At 73.9% G+C, this 19,494-nt stretch carries 11 protein-coding genes and 1 tRNA gene; 10 read left to right on the forward strand and 2 right to left on the reverse strand.

What is annotated here, in order from left to right; all coding sequences use genetic code 11:
- Positions 1–19 precede the first annotated feature (19 nt).
- The 7 genes from ACRYMN_RS02675 (at position 20) to ACRYMN_RS02705 (ending at position 11,048) form a co-directional block, all read left to right on the forward strand.
- A complete protein-coding gene (locus tag ACRYMN_RS02675; protein ID WP_432491705.1) occupies positions 20–1,531 on the forward strand; it encodes a DUF7059 domain-containing protein in 1,512 nt (503 codons plus the stop codon).
- A gap of 220 nt (positions 1,532–1,751) precedes the next feature.
- Entirely contained in the window at positions 1,752–4,664 is a 2,913-nt protein-coding gene (gene topA / locus ACRYMN_RS02680) for a type I DNA topoisomerase (protein ID WP_432491707.1), read from the forward strand.
- 94 nt (positions 4,665–4,758) lie between these two features.
- On the forward strand, positions 4,759–6,987 hold the full coding sequence (tmk, locus tag ACRYMN_RS02685) for a dTMP kinase (RefSeq protein WP_432491709.1): 2,229 nt from the start codon (positions 4,759–4,761) through the stop codon (positions 6,985–6,987).
- Positions 6,984–8,159, forward strand: a complete 1,176-nt coding sequence (locus ACRYMN_RS02690) for a DNA polymerase III subunit delta' (protein ID WP_432491711.1) — start codon at positions 6,984–6,986, stop codon at positions 8,157–8,159. Before tmk ends, ACRYMN_RS02690 begins: the two co-directional genes overlap by 4 nt.
- A gap of 60 nt (positions 8,160–8,219) precedes the next feature.
- A complete protein-coding gene (locus tag ACRYMN_RS02695; protein WP_432491713.1) occupies positions 8,220–9,752 on the forward strand; it encodes an alpha/beta hydrolase in 1,533 nt (510 codons plus the stop codon).
- Positions 9,753–9,828: 76 nt separating this feature from the next.
- Positions 9,829–9,905 (forward strand) — tRNA-Thr (locus tag ACRYMN_RS02700).
- Positions 9,906–10,022: 117 nt separating this feature from the next.
- Positions 10,023–11,048 (forward strand): Fic family protein, encoded by a 1,026-nt coding sequence (locus tag ACRYMN_RS02705; protein ID WP_432491715.1) that lies wholly within the window; start codon positions 10,023–10,025, stop codon positions 11,046–11,048.
- Between the two features lie 9 nt (positions 11,049–11,057).
- Here ACRYMN_RS02705 and ACRYMN_RS02710 read toward each other — a convergent pair whose 3' ends face one another.
- Positions 11,058–11,345, reverse strand: coding sequence for a helix-turn-helix domain-containing protein (locus ACRYMN_RS02710; protein WP_432491717.1), 288 nt, complete (start codon positions 11,343–11,345; stop codon positions 11,058–11,060).
- Between the two features lie 91 nt (positions 11,346–11,436).
- Between ACRYMN_RS02710 and ACRYMN_RS02715 the strand changes: the two genes are divergently transcribed.
- A complete protein-coding gene (locus ACRYMN_RS02715) occupies positions 11,437–14,574 on the forward strand; it encodes a BPTD_3080 family restriction endonuclease (RefSeq protein ID WP_432491719.1) in 3,138 nt (1,045 codons plus the stop codon).
- Complete coding sequence (locus ACRYMN_RS02720; RefSeq protein ID WP_432491721.1) at positions 14,552–17,248, forward strand: site-specific DNA-methyltransferase; 2,697 nt, start codon at positions 14,552–14,554, stop codon at positions 17,246–17,248. Before ACRYMN_RS02715 ends, ACRYMN_RS02720 begins: the two co-directional genes overlap by 23 nt.
- A 440-nt stretch (positions 17,249–17,688) precedes the next feature.
- On the opposite strand, the gene ACRYMN_RS02725 is transcribed toward ACRYMN_RS02720, so the two are convergent.
- Positions 17,689–18,288: a TetR/AcrR family transcriptional regulator gene (locus ACRYMN_RS02725; protein ID WP_432491723.1), complete on the reverse strand. Its 600-nt coding sequence runs from the start codon at positions 18,286–18,288 to the stop codon at positions 17,689–17,691.
- 144 nt (positions 18,289–18,432) lie between these two features.
- Here ACRYMN_RS02725 and ACRYMN_RS02730 point away from each other — a divergent pair, with 144 nt between their 5' ends.
- Complete coding sequence (locus ACRYMN_RS02730; RefSeq protein WP_432491871.1) at positions 18,433–19,491, forward strand: amidohydrolase family protein; 1,059 nt, start codon at positions 18,433–18,435, stop codon at positions 19,489–19,491.
- The last annotated feature ends 3 nt before the right edge of the window (positions 19,492–19,494 follow it).

A 19,494-nucleotide genomic window follows, 5' to 3' on the forward strand; every position in this document is an offset into this window, starting at 1 on the left:
GCGGTGGCACGATCGGCGGGTGCACCCCCTCGACCTGCTGACCGGCCTGCGCGAGGACCTCGCCGGCGCCGGCTACACCGTCGACGGCGTCGGCGAGCTCGTGGGGGAGGTCGCCTCCGCGGCCCTGGACCGCGAGCAGCCGCTGCCGGCGCTGCGGGCCGCGCGCGCCTCGGGCGCGCCGGCCGCCGTGCTGCTGCGCTGCTGCACGCTGGGCCGCCCCGTCACCCGCGCCGAGCTGGACGCGGCCCTGCCGCGCACCGGCACCGCCGGGGCGGTGGCGCTGGGGCTGGTCGCCGCCGCCGGCGAGGCCCCCGGCGACGAGGTGCGCCCGCTGGTGGACCTGCGCCCCTACGAGGTCGACGACGCCGCCGGGGCGGCGTCGTGGTGGCTGGTCAGCGACCTGGGCGAGCTGGCCACCGGGGAGGCGCTGCGCCCGGACCACGTCCTGGGCGTGGGCGGGGCGTCGCTGACGCTGGCCTCGGCGACGGTGCGCGCGCCGGTGGAGCGGGTGCTCGACGTCGGCACCGGCTGCGGGGTCCAGGCCCTGCACGCCACCCGCCACGCGCGCCGGGTGGTGGCCACCGACACCTCCGAGCGGGCGCTGGACCTCGCGGCCGTCAACGCCGCCCTCAACGGCGTGCGCCTGGACCTGCGGGCCGGCTCGCTGCTGGAGCCGGTCGCCGACGGCGAGCTCTTCGACCTGGTGGTCTCCAACCCGCCCTTCGTGATCAGCCCGCGCCGGCCGGGGGTGCCGCGGTACGAGTACCGCGACGGCGGGATGCCCGGCGACTCGCTGGTGGCGCGCCTGGTGCGCGAGGTCGGCGGGGTGCTCGCCCCCGGCGGGGTGGCGCAGCTGCTGGGCAACTGGGAGCTGCGCGAGGGCGAGCACTGGTCGCAGCGGCTGGAGGGCTGGCTGGAGGGCACCGGCCTGGACGCGTGGGTGGTCCAGCGCGAGGTCGCCGACCCGGCCCTGTACGCCGAGACGTGGATCCGCGACGGCGGCCAGGGGCCCGGGCCGGTCTTCGACGAGCTGTACGCGGCCTGGCTGGACGACTTCGAGGCCCGCGGCGTGAGCGGGGTGGGCTTCGGCGTGGTCACGCTGCGCCGCCCCGAGCGGGCGGGAGCGCCGCTGCGCCGCTTCGAGGAGGTCCTGGCGCCCCTGTCCGACCCGCTGGGCGCCGTCTTCGCCGCGGGCCTGGCCGCGCACGACCGGCTCGCGCTGCTGGACGACGAGGCGCTGGCGGGGACGGCGCTGCGGGTGGCCGCCGACGTCACCGACGAGCGCCACCACGCCCCCGGCGAGCCGGACCCGCGGGTGGTGCTGCTGCGCCAGGGTGGCGGGCTGCGCCGCGCGGTGCAGGCCGACGGCGACCTCGCGGGCCTGGTCGGCGCCTGCGACGGGGAGCTGACGGTCGGGCAGGTCGCCGCGGGCCTGGCGGTGCTGCTGGAGGAGGACCCGGCCGCGCTGCGCGCCTCCCTGCTGCCGCGCGTGCGCCGCCTCGTCGAGGACGGCCTGCTCCTGCTGCCGTGAGCACCGCCGGCCCCGGGGAGGCCCGGCGGAGGCCCGGGGGAGGCACAGGCACCGTCCGGTGGCGGGGACGCGCCGGTTGCACACCGCCGCGGGGACCGTGCGACATTGAAGGCGCCCCGCGTGCGACAGTGCGGGGCGGGTGCGCGCCGGCGGGAGCCGAGCGGACGCGGCCCGGCGCTCGCGGAGCGCGACGAGCAGCACCAGCGGAGAGGCAGGACCAGTGGCGGGCAAGTCGAAGGCGGCGGCGGGGACCGGGGACGGTCTGCGGCGCCTGGTGATCGTCGAGTCGCCCAGCAAGATCGACAAGATCTCGACCTACCTGGGCCCCGGCTACCAGGTCGAGGCCAGCTACGGCCACATCCGCGACCTGCCCCAGCCCTCGCAGCTGCCCGAGGACGTCAAGAAGACCTCCTTCGGCAAGTTCGCCGTCGACGTCGACCACGGCTTCGAGCCGTACTACGTCGTCGACGACGACAAGAAGAAGAAGGTCAACGAGCTCAAGCGCGCCCTAAAGGACGCCGACGAGCTCATCCTCGCCACCGACCGCGACCGCGAGGGCGAGGCCATCGCCTGGCACCTGGTGCAGGCGCTGGAGCCGCGCGTGCCGTACCGGCGCATGGTCTTCGGCGAGATCACCCGCGAGGCCATCCAGCAGGCCGCGCGCGAGCTGCGCGACATCGACGACCGGCTCGTCGACGCGCAGGAGACGCGCCGCATCCTGGACCGCCTCTACGGCTACGAGCTCTCCCCGGTGCTGTGGCGCAAGGTGCGCGCCGGGCTGTCGGCCGGGCGCGTGCAGTCCGTGGCCACCCGCCTGTGCGTGGAGCGCGAGCGCGAGCGCATGGCGTTCCGCGCCGCCGGCTACGCCGACGTCACCGGCGACTTCGCCCCGGCCGGCGAGAGCGCGTTCGGCGCGCGCCTGGTGGCGCTGGACGGCCGGCGCGTGGCCACCGGCCGCGACTTCGAGGACTCCGGGCGGCTGCGCCCGGCCGCGGTGCGCGACGGCGTCGCCCACCTGGACGTCGCCGCCGCCGAGGGCCTGGTGCGCGCCCTGGAGGGCGCCGCGTTCGCGGTGCGCTCGGTGGAGGAGAAGCCGTACAGCCGCCGCCCGGCGGCGCCGTTCATCACCTCCACGCTGCAGCAGGAGGCCTCGCGCAAGCTGCGCCTGAACGCCCGGCAGGCCATGCGCGTGGCGCAGGGGCTCTACGAGCGCGGCTACATCACCTACATGCGCACCGACTCCGTGCAGCTGTCCACGCAGGCGCTGTCGGCGGCGCGCTCGCAGGCGCGCGAGCTGTACGGGGCCGAGTACGTGCCCGACGCCCCGCGCGCGTACGCCTCGAAGTCGAAGAACGCGCAGGAGGGCCACGAGGCCATCCGCCCCGCCGGGGAGATCTTCCGCACCCCCGCGCAGGTCTCCGGCGAGCTGCGCGGCGACGACTTCCGCATGTACGACCTCATCTGGAAGCGCACGGTCGCCTCGCAGATGCAGGACGCGCGCGGCACCACCGCCACCGTGCGCCTGGGCGCGGCGGCCTCCGACGGGCGCGACGCCGAGTTCTCCGCCTCGGGCACGATCATCACCTTCCGCGGGTTCCTGGCCGCCTACGAGGAGGGCCGCGACGAGTCCCGCGAGGCCGACGCGGCCGACGCCACCGACCGCCGCCTGCCGCCGGTGGCGGTGGGGCAGGCGCTGAGCGCCTCGGGCCTGGCGGCCGACGCGCACGTGACGTCCCCGCCGCCGCGCTACACCGAGGCCAGCCTGGTGAAGACGCTGGAGGAGAAGGGGATCGGGCGCCCCTCGACGTTCGCCTCGATCATCTCCACGATCGTGGACCGCGGCTACGTGCGCTACAAGGGCTCCGCGCTGGTGCCCACCTGGCTGGCGTTCGCGGTCACGCGCCTGCTGGAGGAGCACTTCCCCAAGCTCGTCGACTACGACTTCACCGCCGAGATGGAGAACGACCTCGACGCCATCAGCCGCGGCGAGGCCGAGCGCGTGGACTGGCTCACCCGCTTCTACTTCGGCGCCGCCGGCCCGGCCGGCGCCGGCCCGGCCCCGGCCGGTCCCGCCCCCGACGGCGACGGCTCGGACGGGGACGGCTCGCGCGGCCCGGCCGCCTCGGCGGTGCCGGGCATGGAGGGCATCAAGGGCCTGGCCGACGACCTCGGCAAGATCGACGCCCGCGAGATCTCCACCGTGCCCATCGGCGAGGGCATCGTGCTGCGGGTGGGCCGCTACGGGCCCTACCTGGAGGGCCCGGACGCCGACAGCGGCGAGCTGCTGAAGGCCTCCGTGCCCGACGACGTCGCCCCCGACGAGATGAGCGTGGAGAAGGCGCGCGAGCTGCTGACCTCCCAGTCCGACGGCGACCGCGTCCTGGGCCAGGACCCGGCCACCGGCCGCGCGGTCGTGGCGCGCACCGGCCGCTACGGGCCCTACGTCACCGAGCTGGTCGAGGAGGACGAGCCCGCGCCCGCGCCCGCCGCCGAGGAGGGCGCGCCGAGGAAGCGCGCCGCGAAGAAGGCGGTCAAGGCCAAGCCGCGCACCAGCTCGCTGTTCAAGGACATGGCCGTGGAGACGGTCACCCTCGAGCAGGCGCTGCAGCTGCTGTCGCTGCCGCGCGTGGTGGGCGTCGACCCCGCCACCGGCGAGGAGATCACCGCGCAGAACGGCCGCTACGGGCCGTACCTCAAGCGCGGCACCGACTCGCGCACCCTGCCCTCCGAGGACCAGCTGCTGACGATCACGCTGGAGGAGGCGCTGGCGGTGTACGCCCAGCCGAAGACCCGGCGCGGGCAGACCGCCAAGCCGCCGCTGAAGGAGCTGGGCGCGGACCCGGAGTCCGGTCAGCCGATGGTCGTCAAGGACGGCCGCTTCGGCCCGTACGTCACCGACGGCACCACCAACGCGACCCTGCGCAAGGACGACGACCCGGAGACGATCACGCCCGAGCGCGGCGCGGAGCTGCTGGCGGAGAAGCGCGCCAAGGGCCCGGCGCCGAAGAAGACCGCCGCCAAGCGCACCGCCGCCCAGAAGACGGCCGCGGGGACGACCGTGAAGAAGGCGGCCGCGAAGAAGACCGCCGCCAGGGGCACGGCCGCCAGGGCGTCGGCGGCCACCGCCGACTGACCGTCCCCGCCCACCGCGCGGGCCCCGTCCGGCCGATCGGGACACCACCGGTCGGCGGACGGGGAGCGTCCGGTGCGCCACCTACCCTGACCCTGTGAGCGACACCGCGGCGGTCCCCGACCACGACGTGCGGGCGCTGCTGCGCGGCAACGCCGCCTTCCGGCGCATGTGGCTGTCGCTGATGCTCTCCAGCTTCGGCGACTGGCTGGGGATGCTGGCCAAGCTGGGCACGGCCGCGGGCCTGTCGCAGCTGGCCGGCAGCACCGCCACCCAGGCCAGCGTGGCCGTCTCCACGGTGCTGGTGCTGCAGCTGGCGCCGGCGGCGCTGCTGGGGCCCCTGGCCGGGGCGCTGGCCGACCGCCTGGACCGCCGCCTGACGATGGTCGTGGGCGACCTGCTGCGCTTCGCGCTGTTCGCCTCGATCCCGCTGGCGGGGAGCCTGACGTGGCTGTACGTCGCCACGGTGCTCATCGAGCTGGTCACGCTCTTCTGGGGCCCGGCCAAGGACGCCACCGTCCCCAACCTGGTGCCCGCGCGGCAGCTGGAGGCGGCCAACCAGGTCAGCCTGGTGGCCACCTACGGCACCGCCCCGGTGGCCGGGCTGGCGTTCATCGCCCTGACCCTGCTGACCGGCGTGCTCGACAACGTGCTGCCGTTCCTGGCCGGCACCCAGTCGTCGCTGGCGATGTACGTCAACGCGCTGACCTTCCTCGTGGCCGCCGTCGTCATCTGGCGCCTGGACATCCCCCCGCGCGCGCACGCCCCGCGCACCCGCGCCCTGGCGCCGACGCTGTGGCGCGACGTGGTCGAGGGCTGGCGGTTCGTGGGCGGCTCGGCGCTGCTGCGCGGCCTGGTCGGCGGGATGCTCGTGGCCTTCGCCGCCGGCGGCGTCGTCATCGGCCTGGGCAGGGCCTTCGTCACCGGCCTGGGCGCCGGCGACCCCGGCTTCGGCGTGGTCGTCATGGCCGTCTTCGCCGGCGTCGCGCTGGGCGTGTGGCAGGGGCCGCGCTGGCTGGCGGGCCTGTCGCGCCGGCGCACCTTCGGGCTGGCGCTGAGCGCGGCCGGCGCCTCCCTGGTGCTCGTGGCGCTCAGCGGCAACATCGTCCTGGCGGCGCTGATGGTGGTGGCGCTGGGGCTGTTCACCGGCCTGGCGTACGTCTCCGCCTACACGCTGCTGGGCCTGGAGGTCGACGACGACGTGCGCGGGCGCACGTTCGCCTTCGTCGGCGCCAGCACCCGCGTCGTCATCGTCGCGGTGATGCTCGTGGCGCCGTGGCTGGCGCAGCTGCTGGGCGACCGCACCCTGGTGGCGACGCCGACGTGGTCGAAGACGCTGACCGGCTCGGCGCTGACGATGCTCGTGGCCGGCGCGGTCACCGCCGCCGCCGGGCTGGTGGCCTACCGCCACGTCGACGACCGGCGCGGCACGAGCCTGCGCGCGGACCTGGTGCGCGCCTGGCGCGAGCGTGACGGCGGGCCCGCCGCGCGCGCCGCCGCCCGCTCCACCCCGCCGGCCGGCGCCGCCGCCGGCCGCGGCGGCGGGCTGTTCGTGGCCCTGGAGGGCGGGGACGGCTCGGGCAAGTCCACCCAGGCGCGGCTGCTGGCGCAGTGGCTGCGCGAGCGCGGCCACGAGGCCGTCACCACCCGCGAGCCCGGCGGCACCGCCACCGGCGCGGCGCTGCGCGAGGTGCTGCTCGGGCACCGCGAGGGCGCGGCCCTGGACCCGCGCGCGGAGGCGCTGCTGTTCGCCGCCGACCGCGCCCAGCACGTCGCCGAGGTGGTGCTGCCGGCGCTGCACCGCGGCGCGGTGGTGGTCACCGACCGCTACGTGGACTCCTCGCTGGCCTACCAGGGCGCCGGGCGCGACCTGCCCGCCGAGCAGGTCGAGCAGCTCTCCGCCTGGGCCACCGGCGACCTGCTGCCCGACCTGACCGTCGTGCTCGACGTGGACCCGGCCACGGCGGCGCTGCGCCGCGGCCGCGACCCGCAGCGCGCCGGGGAGGACCGCCTGGAGGCGGAGTCGCTCGCCTTCCACGCCCGGGTGCGCGAGCAGTTCCTGCGCCTGGCCGCGCGCGATCCGCGCCGCTACCTCGTGCTCGACGCCACCGCCGCGCCCGAGGAGGTGCAGCGCCGGGTGCGCGAGGCCCTGCAGCCGCGCCTGCCCACCGCCGGCGCCACCGCCGACGCCTCTGCCGGCGCCACCGCCGGCGCCACCGCCGGCGCCTCTGCCGGCGCCTCCGCGGACGCGCCCGCCGGGGCCACCGCCGGCGCGCTCGCCGCGCCGGGTGCGCACGCCGCCGGGGAGCAGGTGCCGGCGCGGTGAGCGTGTGGGACGAGGTCGTCGGCCAGGAGCCCGCGGTGCGGGTCCTGGCCCGCGCCGCGCGCGCCGCCCGCGGTGGGCCCGGCTCGCCCGGCATGACGCACGCCTGGCTGCTGACCGGCCCGCCCGGCTCGGGGCGCTCGGTGGCCGCGCGCGCCTTCGCCGCCGCGCTGGCGTGCGAGGACCCGGCGGAGGTGGGCTGCGGGCGCTGCGCCGGCTGCCGCACCGCGGTGGCCGGCTCGCACGCGGACGTGACCGTCTTCGCCACCGAGCACACGCAGATCCGCCGCGTCGACGTCGAGCCGCTCATCCAGACCGCGCAGCGCCGCCCGTCGGTGGCGCGCTGGCGGGTGGTCGTCGTGGAGGACGCCGACCGCCTCAACGACACCTCCGGCAACGTGCTGCTGAAGACGATCGAGGAGCCGCCGCCGGGCACGGTGTGGCTGCTGTGCGCCCCGGCGGCCGACGACGTGCTCGCCACGATCCGCTCGCGCACCCGGCACGTGCCGCTGCGGGTGCCGCCGGCCGACGCGGTCGCCGAGCTGCTGGTGCGCCGCGACGGCGTGGACCCGGTGATGGCCGCCTTCGCCGCGCGCGCCGCGCAGAGCCACGTCGGGCTGGCCCGGCGCCTGGCGCGCGACGAGGGCGCGCGCCTGCGCCGGCGCGAGGTGCTGCGCCTGCCGCAGCGGGTGGCGGGCGTGGGCGACGCGGTGGTGGCCGCCGGGGAGCTCGTCGACGTCGCCGCCGAGGAGGCCGGCGCCTCCGGCGCCCAGCGCGACGCGGCCGAGCGCGCCGAGCTGCTGCGGGCGCTGGGCGCCGAGGGCGCCGCGGCGCTGCCGCCGGCGGTGCGCGCGCAGGTGCGCCAGCTCGAGGAGGACCAGAAGCGCCGGGCGCGCCGGCACCAGACGGACGTGCTGGACCGGGCGCTGGTGGACCTGCTGGGGCTGCTGCGCGACGTGCTCGTGGTGCAGCTGGGTGCCCCGGTGGACCTCGTCAACCCCGACGTGGCGCAGGACGTGCACGCCATGGCGGACGCCTGCACCCCGGAGGAGACGCTGCGCCGCGCCGACGCCGTGGCGCTGGCCCGCGAGCGGCTGGGGCAGAACGTCGCGCCGCTGCTGGCGGTGGAGGCGCTGGCGCTGAGCCTGCGCCCGGGCGGTGCGCCGCCGGCGTGAGGCTCGCCACGTCGGCGCGCGCGGCACCGGCCGCGCGGCGTCTGCGAGGCTGGGCGCACCATGCGCCGCCGTCCCGCCGCCCTCGCGACCGCCGCCGCCGCGCTCGTGCTGGGCGCCTGCTCGCTGCTGCCGGGCGGCGGGCCCGAGCCGCGGCCGCTGGAGGCCGCCGCGCCGGTGGCCTCCGAGGCGGCGGTCGAGCCGTCCCTGGCCCCCTTCTACGGCCAGCGGCTGCAGTGGGTGGACTGCGGCGGCGGCTTCCAGTGCACCCGGCTGACGGTGCCGGTGGACTACGCCGACCCGGCCGGTGCGACCGCCTCGCTGGCGGTGGTGCGGCTGCGCACCTCCGCCGAGGGCGCCGACCGGCTCGGCTCGATCGTCCTGAACCCGGGCGGGCCGGGCGTGCCGGGCGTGGAGTACGCCCGCGCGGCCACCGCGGTGCTCGGCGACGACGTGCGCGCCCACTTCGACGTCGTGGGCCTGGACCTGCGCGGCACCGGCGGCTCGGACCCGCTGCGCTGCCTGGACGCCGCCCGCACCGACGAGCTCCTGGCGGCCGACAGCAGCCCCGACGACGAGGCGGAGGTGCAGCGCTGGCGCCGGCTGACCGCGCAGGTCGGGCGCGGGTGCGCCGCGACGGGGGAGCTGGCCGCGCACGTGGACACCCGCACGGCCGTGCAGGACCTCGACGTGCTGCGCGCCGTCCTCGGCGACGAGAAGCTCACCTACCTGGGCAAGTCCTACGGCACGTACGTCGGCGCGCTGTACGCCGAGCGGTTCCCGCAGCGGGTGGGCCGCTTCGTGCTCGACGGCGCGATCGACCCGGCGCTGGGCGACCGGGAGGTGGGCCTGACGCAGGCCGCCGGCTTCGAGGCGGCGCTGGGCGCGTACGTGCGCGGCTGCGCGCGCGAGGACGACTGCCCGCTGCCGCAGGACCCGGGCGCGGCGGTGGCGCGGGTGCGCGCGCTGCTGGCGGAGCTGGACCGCCGCCCGCTGCCCACGGACTCCGAGCGCCCCCTGACCCAGGGCCTGGCGTACTACGGCGTCGCCTACCCGCTGTACGCGCGCTCGGCGTGGCCGGAGCTGACGGACGCGCTGCGCGCGGCGCTGCAGGGGGACGGCAGCGGCCTGCTGGCCATCGCCGACGCCTACGCCGGGCGCCGGGAGGACGGCGGCTACTCCGACGACCGCATCACCGCGATCTCCGCCGTGAACTGCCTGGACCGCGCCGAGGTGCGCACCGAGCAGGAGGTGCGCGCCGGCGTGCCGCTGTTCGAGGAGGCCTCGCCCACCTTCGGCGCCTTCCTGGGGTGGGGGGTGCTCACGTGCGTGGACTGGCCGCTGCCGGCGGTGGGCCGCGCGGAGCCGGTGCGCGCCGCCGGCGCCGCCCCGGTGCTCGTGGTGGGCACCACCCGCGACCCGGCCACCCCGTACTCGTGGGCGCAGGGCCTGGCCGGCCAGCTCGCCTCCGCGCGGCTGCTCACCCACGACGGCGACGGGCACACCGCCTACCGCACGGGCAGCTCCTGCGTGGACGAGCTGGTGGAGGCGTACCTGGTGGCCGGCGAGCTGCCCGAGGAGGGCGCGCGCTGCTGAGCCGGCCGGGACACCGGCGGTCGAGCGGGCCCCGTGACGTCCTGTAAGCTCGTGACCCGTGCCCCACGGGGCACGCGCCGCCTTAGCTCAGTCGGCCAGAGCGACGCACTCGTAATGCGTAGGTCCGGGGTTCGATTCCCCGAGGCGGCTCCACCACGAGGCCCGTCCCCAGCAGGGGACGGGCCTTCGTCGTCTCGCACGGCCACCGCTTACTCGTGCGCGTCGTTTGCAACGAGCCTCTGCGCACGAATTGTTCGCTAGGGTGCCGTCGTGCCCTCTCGCGGTCGTGGTCGTCCCAGCCGTGCCGAGGTGTACCAGCGCCTCACCCTCGCCTTAGAGGACATGGCCAAGCGCTTCGGCGGTCTCCCGAGCCCGATGGAGGCCGAGCACATCTGGCGCGACATCTGGCGGGAGGAGGCTCACCACAGCACCGCCATCGAGGGCAACACCCTCCTGCAGCGGGACGTCGACCAGCTCCTGGAGGAGGGGCTGACGGGGCGCAAGGTCAAGCAGCTCAGCGAGTACCTGGAGGTGCGCGGCTACGCGAACGCCGCGGACTGGGTCTACCGCACCGGCATCGACCCGGCCGGTGACTGGTCGACCGGCGAGCTGCTCTCGCTCAACGACGTGCGCCTGGTCCACCACGAGGTCCTCGACCTGGTCTGGCAGGTCTCCCCGCACCCCCACGCGACCCGGGAGGAGGCGCCCGGCAGCTTCCGCCGGCACGAGATCAGGGAGTTCACCGGGGGGATGAAACCGCCGTCGTGGACCGTGGTGCCGGCGGAGGTGGACCAGTGGCTCGCCGACGTCAACACGCTGCGCGACGCCGGTCCTGAGCAGGTCGAGCGCATCGCCGAGCTCCACGCGCGCTTCGAGCGCATCCACCCGTTCCTCGACGGCAACGGGCGCACCGGTCGGCTGCTGCTCAACCTCGTCCTCGTCCGGCTCGGCATGCCACCGGCGATCGTCTACGCCCGCGACCGCGACCGGTACCTGCGGGCCCTGCGCTCCTCCGACGCGGGGGAGCACGGCGCGCTGGGCGAGCTCATCGCCCGCGCGGTGCTGCACAACCTCAACCGCCTGATGCTCCCGCAGCTCGCGGGCCCCAGCCGGCTGGTGCCGATCGCGGCGCTCGCCACGGCGGAGCTGAGCGTGGGAGCGTTGCGGTCGGCTGCCTCGCGGGGTGCTCTGCGTGCCCAGCGCGACCCGCTCGGGCAGTGGCACAGCACCCAGCGCTTCGTCGACGAGTACCTCGCCCAGCGCGGCACGCGGCGCGGACGGCCTCGACAGTCCTGAGCGAGGTGGTCAAGCGCTCCGCTCGCGCGGCGGCAGTTCGTACACCCGGTCGATCAGGTCGGGCAGGGACAGGTGCAGGGCGTCAGCGATGGCGACGAGCGTTGCCAAGGTCGGGTTGAGCGGAGCTCGTGCAGGGCGGTTGCCCAGGCCCGACTCGTAGAGCCCGTAGTGGTTGCGGCTGATGCCCACCGCCTCCGCGACTTCCTCCTGCGTCAAGCCGATCTCGGTGCGCCGCTCCCGCAGCGTCCTCGCCAGCGCCTGCGCCAAGTGGCGTTCGACGGGAGAGGCGAAGGGCACCCGGACAACCTCCGGCGCGCCCTACCGCACTGTCCGCCATCTATAGATGGCATTGTGGGCTCGTGGAGTGCTGCACCGGGGTGGACGGCGCATGTCGCTGATCGACAACCCGATCCTGAACGGGCCCTACGACATCCCCTCCCGGCACTGGCGCTTCGGCGAGGACGGCGGCATCACCGACGAGGTCGTCGAGAGCCGCCGCCCCAGCGAGTCGTGGGTGCCGGTGCCGCGCCCGCGCAAGCGGGGCCGGTCCAAGGTGGCTGAGCAGATCGAGCTGGACCTGCACTGCACCGACGAGCGTCGGGAGCCCAACGACCAGATCGACCGCGTTCGGCGGGCGGTGGGCCTGTGGCGGCAGCGCGGCTACCCCTACGTGACGTCCACCTCGCTGCGCCTGCTGAAGCACTGGTCGGACCCGGAGCGGGACAACCGCGTCCTGTTCGCCCAGCGCGAGGCGGTGGAGACGGCGATCTACGTCGCCGAGGCTGCCGCCCGGGACGGCAACGACTGGATCGCCGCTGAGCTCGCCGGGCACAACGAGGACTACAACCACGCCCTGCCGCGCACGGCCTTCAAGATGGCCACCGGCTCCGGCAAGACGGTCGTCATGGCGATGCTCATCGCCTGGCACACCCTCAACAAGGTCGCCCGCCCGCGCGACGGGCGCTTCTCCCGGCGTTTCCTCGTCATCGCCCCGGGCATCACCATCCGCGACCGGCTGCGGGTGCTGGACCCCAATGACGAGGGCAACTACTACCGGCAGCGTGACGTCGTGCCGGCCGACCTGTGGCCCGCGCTGCGGCGGGCAGAGCTGGTGGTGACCAACTTCCACTCCTTCCAGCTGCGCACCACCGTGGAGGCGCGCGGGGTCAGCGCGGACACCCGCAAGCTCGCCTCGGCCCGACTGGCGGAGGATCCCTTCACCGAGACGCCGGCGATGATGGTGGCGCGGGTGCTGCGCGGGCTGTCCCGCGACGGCGGCCCGCTCGTCGTCCTCAACGACGAGGCGCACCACTGCTACGCGCGCGCCACCGCCGATGTCGAGGGCGCGGTCTCCGAGGCCGACCTCAAGGGCGCGGCGAAGAAGGAGGCGAGCGAGCGCAACCGCGAGGCGGGCGTCTGGTTCTCCGGGCTGGAGCACATCGCGCGCACGATGCGGCTGGGGGTGGTCTACGACTTGTCCGCCACGCCCTTCTTCCTCAACGGCTCCGGCTACCGCGAGGGCTTCATCTTCCCGTGGGTGGTCAGCGACTTCTCGCTGCTGGACGCCATCGAGTCGGGCATCGTGAAGATCCCCCGGGTGCCGGTGGCGGACGACGCCGAGGGCGACCAGGTCACCTACCTCAACCTGTGGGACCACGTCGGCTCGGAACTGCCCAACCGCGTCGTCAAGGGCGCCTCCTACGCCGACCGCGACCTGCCGGTCGCGCTCGACGGGGCCTTGCGCAGTCTGTACGCCTCGTACGAACGCGCCTACGCGCGCTGGGAGAAGCAGCGCGAGGACGACTCGCTACGCGCGGGCTCGACGCCGCCGGTGTTCATCGTGGTGTGCCACAACACTGTCGTCTCGCAGTGGGTGTACCAGAAGATCGCCGGCTGGACGAAGGAGGCGGCCACCCCCGACGGAACCGTCCACGAGGTCCACGTCGAGGGGCAGCTGCCGCTGCTGAGCAACGTCGTGGACGGCCGGGTCCTCGCCAAGCCGCGCTCGATCCTCGTGGACTCCACTCAGCTGGAGCGCGACGACGCCCTCAGCGCCGACTTCCGGGCCGCGGCGGCGGAGGAGATCGAGGCGTTCCGCCGCGAGTTCGCCGCCCGCACCGGCCGCCAGCCCGACGAGCTCGACGACGGGGACCTGCTGCGCGAGGTCCTCAACACCGTGGGCAAGCCCGGCCGGCTGGGGGAGGGCGTGCGCTGCGTCGTCAGCGTCTCGATGCTCTCCGAGGGCTGGGACGCCAACACGGTCACGCACGTGCTGGGCGTGCGGGCCTTCGGTTCGCAGCTGCTGTGCGAGCAGGTCGTCGGCCGCGGGTTGCGGCGCCGTTCGTACGCGGTGAACGAGCAGGGCATGTTCGAGCCGGAGTACGCCGAGGTGTACGGCGTGCCGTTCAGCTTCATCCCCAGCGACCGGCCGCAGGCGGACCCGCCGCCGGTGCGCACCCCCGAGCGGGTCATGGCGGTGCCGGACCGGCGCCCCGCGCGGATCGTCTTCCCGCGCCTGGACGGCTACCGCATCGAGGTGCCCGACCAGCGCCTCTTCGCCGACCTCGACTCGGCACCGCGCTGGACGGTGCGCACGCGGGACCTGCCCACGACCACGGAGGTCGCCGGCCTCGTCGGGGCGGTCGAGGTGCACGACCTCGGCGACCTGCGGCGGGTGCGCGCGCAGACGGTGGCGTTCCACCTCGCCCGGCAGATCGCCCCGCGGTTCACCGAGAAGTCGGTCGGTGACCAGCCGTGGCTCTTCCCCCAGCTCGTGCGGATCGCGGAGGAGTGGCTGGAGGAGAAGGTCGACTACGAGACGAGCACCTTCCCCGGCATGTTCCTCGTCGGGGAGCGGCTGCCGGAGGCGGCGGAGCAGGTGACCCGCTCGATCCACCAGGCCGACGAGGGGCGCGAGCCGCGCGTGTTGCCCGTCTTCAGCGTGGAGGGGCGCGCCGGCAGCACCGACGTCGTGGACTTCACGACCACCAAGCGCGTCATCGCGACCGACCCGGGCAAGTGCCACGTCGACGGCGTCGTCCTCGACGGACAGGGCGGCAACACCTGGGAGCAGATCGCCACCCAGGCGCTGGAGCTGTCCAAGGACGTGGCCGCGTACGTGAAGAACGACCACCTGGAGTTCGCCATCCCGTACGTCCACCGGGGGCGCTCGCGGCGCTACCTGCCGGACTTCATCGCCCGCCTCACCGAGCAGGGTGACGGGATCGAGCGGTACCTCATCGTCGAGGTCTCCGGCGGCAGGAAGTCGCAGGAGGCGCGCTCGGAGAAGGCGTCGACCGCGCGGAACCTGTGGTGCGCGGCGGTCAACAACGACGGCGGCTTCGGCCGCTGGGGGTACGTCGAGATCGACGACCCCGTCACGACGAAGCCCGTGCTCGCCGCCGCCATCACGGCGTTGCGCGCCGACCTGCCGGTCACCGGCCTGCCGAGTGCGCTGGAGCACGTGTTCGAGGACCACCAGGACGAGGACGAGGAGCTCTTCCGTGCCACCCCGCAAGCGCGCTGAGGCGCCCGCAGCCCCCGTCGGCGTCGACTCGATCCGGCACGGCGACAAGCGCACCAACCTGCCTACCGCGGACTCCCGCGACCTCGTCGGTGCGGACGTCACCGCCCCGCGCGTGCTCGACGTGCAGCGCAACACCGCGCTGGACCCGCAGCTCGTCTGGCGCGGGAAGGACGCGCAAGATGAGGCGCTGCGCGTGCCGGCGCCGCCCATCTACATCCAGGAGAAGATCGAGCCGCGAGCCCTCATCGCGGACCTGCGCAAGCAGCGGGTGCCGGAGGACGAGCCGGCGACGCTCTTCGCGGAGTTCGACGGGCTGAAGGACTACGAGACGCTCGAGTTCTACCAGCACGAGGCGAACTGGTCGAACCGCATGATCCTCGGGGACTCTCTCGAGGTCATGGCGTCGCTCGCGGAGCGCGAGGACCTGCGGGGCAAGGTGCAGTGCATCTACATCGACCCGCCGTACGGCATCAAGTTCCAGTCGAACTGGCAGAGGCGGGCCAGCAAGAGGGACGTCAAGGACAAGATCTCTGATGCGACGCGCGAAGTTGAGCAAATTAAAGCTTTCCGAGATACATGGGAGGATGGAATCCACTCCTTTGTGCCATACTTGCGTGACCGAATTTTTGCGGCCCGCGAGCTGCTAAGCGATTCTGGCAGCATTTTTGTGCAAATTGGCGAAGACAACGTGCACCTGGTGCGATCGCTGCTCGACGAGGTATTCGGCCGAGAGAACTTTGTGTCACTGATAACGTATAAGACGACCTCGGGTGCCGGCAGTTTCGCCGGTGGGACCAAGACGCTGGCTTCAATTAGTGACTACTTAATTTGGTACGCCAAGAGTATTGACAGGATCAAATATCGTCAACTATTTCGCGTCAAGAACGCAGGGGGCCAGGGCGCCGGCCAATACACCTGGGTGCAGGATGTTGATGGATCGCGACGGCGCATGTCTCGTGATGAGTCGATCGGTCCAGGTCAGCGGCAGATGAGGGCAGATCAATTGACTTCACAGACGACTCGAGAGGGTCGTACGACGATCTTTCCGGTACAAGTTAACAACAGGACCTTCCTCCCAGCCAAAGGTGGATGGAAGACCAATCAAGATGGTATGCGTAAGCTGCTGTGGGCTGATCGACTGATCCCCGTGGGCTCGACGTTGAGCTACGTCCGATTCTTGGACGACTTTCCTGCATTCTCGTACACGAACATGTGGGAAGATACGGTCACCTCTGGGTTCTCTGACCCAAAATCTTATGTAGTTCAAACGAACACTAAGGTGATCGAGCGCTGCCTACTGATGACCACCGACCCCGGCGACCTCGTCCTTGACCCCACTTGCGGCTCCGGCACCACCGCCTACGTCGCCGAGCAGTGGGGTCGTCGCTGGATCACCATCGACACCTCGCGCGTCGCCCTCGCCCTGGCCCGCCAGCGCCTCATGGGCGCGAAGCTGCCCTACTACCTGCTCGCAGACTCTCCGGAAGGCCGCGCTAAGGAGGCGCAGCTCAGCGGTGAGGCACCCACGACCGGCCCGACGCACCGCAACGTCCGGGGCAACTTCGTCTACGAGCGCGTCCCGCACGTCACGCTGAAGTCGATCGCGAACAACCCGGAGATCCGCGAGGGCATGACCCGCGAACAGATCGACGCGGCCATCGCCCGGCACGCCGAGGTGGAGACGCTCTACGACCGCCCCTACGAGGACCCGAAGAAGGTCCGCGTCGCGGGTAGGTTCACAGTGGAGTCCCTCTCCCCGCACCGCACCCTGTCCTTCGACACCGCGGTGGAGGAGGCCGAGCGCCGCACCACCGACCCGGCGCCGACCGAGGCGCAGGCCGACTCGCCCGGCTACGAGCGCTCCATCCTGGACAACCTGCTCGCCGCCGGTGTGCAGAACGGGCGCACCGCCGAGCGCCTCGTGCTGGAGGACGTCGAGCCGTACCCGGGTGCCGTCGTGCAGGCGGTCGCCACCCGGGTGGCCGCCGAGGAGGGCACGCCGCAGCGCGTGGCCATCGCCATCGGTCCCGAGTACGGCACCGTCAGCTCCGGCTTCGTCAAGGCCGCCGCCCGCGAGGCCGTCAAGGGGCAGGGCAACGACCTCCTGCTCGTGCTCGGCTTCTCCTTCGACGCCAACGCGCTGGAGACGGTGGGGGAGTTCAAGCCCTCCGACCCCTCCGACTTCGCCAGCGTCGTGGACGAGAAGAAGTGGGGCAAGCTGCCCATCCTGCTGGTGCGGATGAACGCCGACCTCGCCATGGGCGACGAACTGCTGAAGAAGACCGGTGCGGGCAACCTCTTCACCGTCTTCGGCGAGCCCGACATCGCGCTGGAGACGACGCCCGAGGGTGTCGTCGTGGAGATCCGCGGCGTCGACGTGTACGACCCCACCACCGGTCAGGTCCGCTCCGACCAGCCCGACTCCATCGCGCTGTGGATGGTCGACACCGACTACGACGGGGAGTCCTTCTTCGTTCGGCACGCCTACTTCTGCGGCGACGGCGATCCCTACACCCGCCTGAGGCGGGCGCTCAAGGACGACATCGACGAGGTGGCGTGGGCCAGCCTGAACAGCACCCGCTCGCGCCCGTTCCCCCGTCCGGAGCAGGGGCGCATCGCAGTCAAGGCCATCAACGACTACGGCGATGAGGTGCTCACCGTCCTGTCCCTCTGATCCCTCGCGCTCCGGTCAGCCTTCAGGCGCGTGATGTGGGTGGTCCCGTCCAGCCTGAAGACCGAGTTGGCCTCCCGGTACCCGGTACCGGGTACCGGGTACCGGGTACCGGGTACCGGGTACCGGTGATCGCTCCGTCGACGATCTAGGCGGGGCGCTCGCCGGTCATCACTTCCGCGGTGATGGACGTCGGCGTGCTGGTGTGCCTGGGCGAGGTGGCCGGGTACTACGCCACCTCGGCGCTGCGCGGCTTCGGGTGAACTCCGCGATGGTGCTGCTGTGGGCGGGCACGGCCCTGCTCGGCGGGGTGTTCCTCGCCGAGGGCGCCGTCGGCTACGGCTGCTACTTGTGCTGCGCCGGCGGCGCGGTCGTCTCCTGCGTCGTGGGCGCTCTGCTGGTGCTGGTGCTGGTGGCGACCTCGCCGGCGGTCCGGGCGGTGCTCACCAGTCGGCGCCCAGGGCGGCCAGGCCCTCGAGGTAGGCGTCGACGTCGACGTCGCCGAGGGCCACGCGCTGCAGCAGGAACCCCGGCACCGTGCCGAACAGCGCCGCGGCGGCCGCCTCCAGGTCCGCGTCCGGGGCCAGGTGCCCGGCGTCGCGCCAGCGGATCAGCACGGCCAGCAGGTCCGCGCGCACGCTGCGGAAGGTGCTCTCGACGACCTGGTGCACCCGCGGGTTGCGCAGGGCCTCGGCCCACGCGCCGACCGCGACGCGGGCCGGGTCGACCTCGCCGGGGCCCGGCTCCTGCGCGACCCGGGTCAGCAGGGCGTGCAGCACGCGGCGGGGGGCCACGGGCTCGGGCGCCTCGCGCGCCCAGGCCAGGGTGCCGGCGACGCGGGTGAGCGCCTGCTCGGCCGCGGCCGCGATCAGCGCGTCCTTGCCGTCGAAGTAGCGGTACACCGCCCCGGCCGACAGGCCGGACTCGCGCACGACGTCGTCCATCGAGGTGGCCGAGAAGCCCTGACGGGCGAAGCAGCGCGTCGCCGCGTCCAGCACCTGGGTGCGGCGCATGGCCAGGTGCTCACCGCTGACCCGAGGCACGCCGGCAGCCTAAGAAGACGAACGTTCGCTTGACAAGTCGAGGCCAGCGAGCGCAGAGTCCGATTCAGCGAACGCTCGTTCGTTTTGTGGCCCGCCGCCCGCCGCGCCCCGCCGCACCCACCCCGTGAGGAGCACGTCGTGAGCATCAAGATCACTGCGCTCGAGGAGCACGTCGCCCTGCCCGTCCTGCTGGAGGCGTGGGCGAGGGCCGGGGTGCCGCAGGTGCCGCAGCTCGGCTTCGGCGACGAGCCCTTCGCCCGTCGCCTGCGCAGCACGGGGGCGGAGCGCCTGGCCGACATGGACGACCAGGGCGTCGACGTCGCCGTGCTGTCCCTGGCCTCCCCGGGGGTGCAGGACCTGCCCGCCGCGGACGCCGTCGCGCTGGCCCGCGAGGCCAACGACGCCCTGGCCGAGGTCGTCGCCGCCCACCCGGAGCGCCTGGCCGCCTTCGCGACCATCCCCACCCCGGCGCCCGAGCACGCCGCCGCCGAGCTCGAGCGCGCGGTCACCCGCCTCGGCTTCAAGGGCGCCATGCTCTACGGGCGCACCGGCGACGTCCTCGCCGACGACCCGCGGCACGACGACCTGTACGCCACCGCCGCCCGCCTGGGCGCGCCGCTGCACTTCCACCCGCAGACCCCCGTGCCGGCGGTGCTGGAGTCCTACTACTCGGACCTCGGCGGCGGGCAGGTGCGCAACGGGCGCGGCGTGGGCATGAGCCTGGCCACCGCCGGGCTGGGCTGGTACTACGACCTGGGCGTGCAGTACCTGCGGATGATCTTCTCCGGCGTCTTCGACCGCCACCCGGACCTGCAGGTCATCGCCGGGCACTGGGGCGAGGTGGTCCTCTTCTACCTGGACCACACCGGGATCATGGCCGACATGACGGGCCTGCAGCGGCCGCTGGTGGACTACTTCCGCCAGAACTTCTCCGTCACCGGCAGCGGGACCGTCTCCGAGCGCTACCTGCGCTGGACCGCCGAGGTCGTCGGCACCGAGCGGATGATGTACAGCACCGACTACCCCTACACCTTCGGCACCCGGCCGGGCGGCTACCCGTACCTGGACACCTCGAACGGCGTGGCCCGCTCCTTCCTGGAGGCGGCACCCTTCAGCGAGGCGGACAAGGCGGCCATCGGCTCGGGCAACTTCGAGCGCCTCACCGCCCACCTCGGCGCCGCCGCGGCCCCCACCGGCGCCTGAGCT

The organism is Kineococcus gypseus (assembly GCF_050871305.1).
Lineage (GTDB): Bacteria > Actinomycetota > Actinomycetes > Actinomycetales > Kineococcaceae > Kineococcus > Kineococcus gypseus.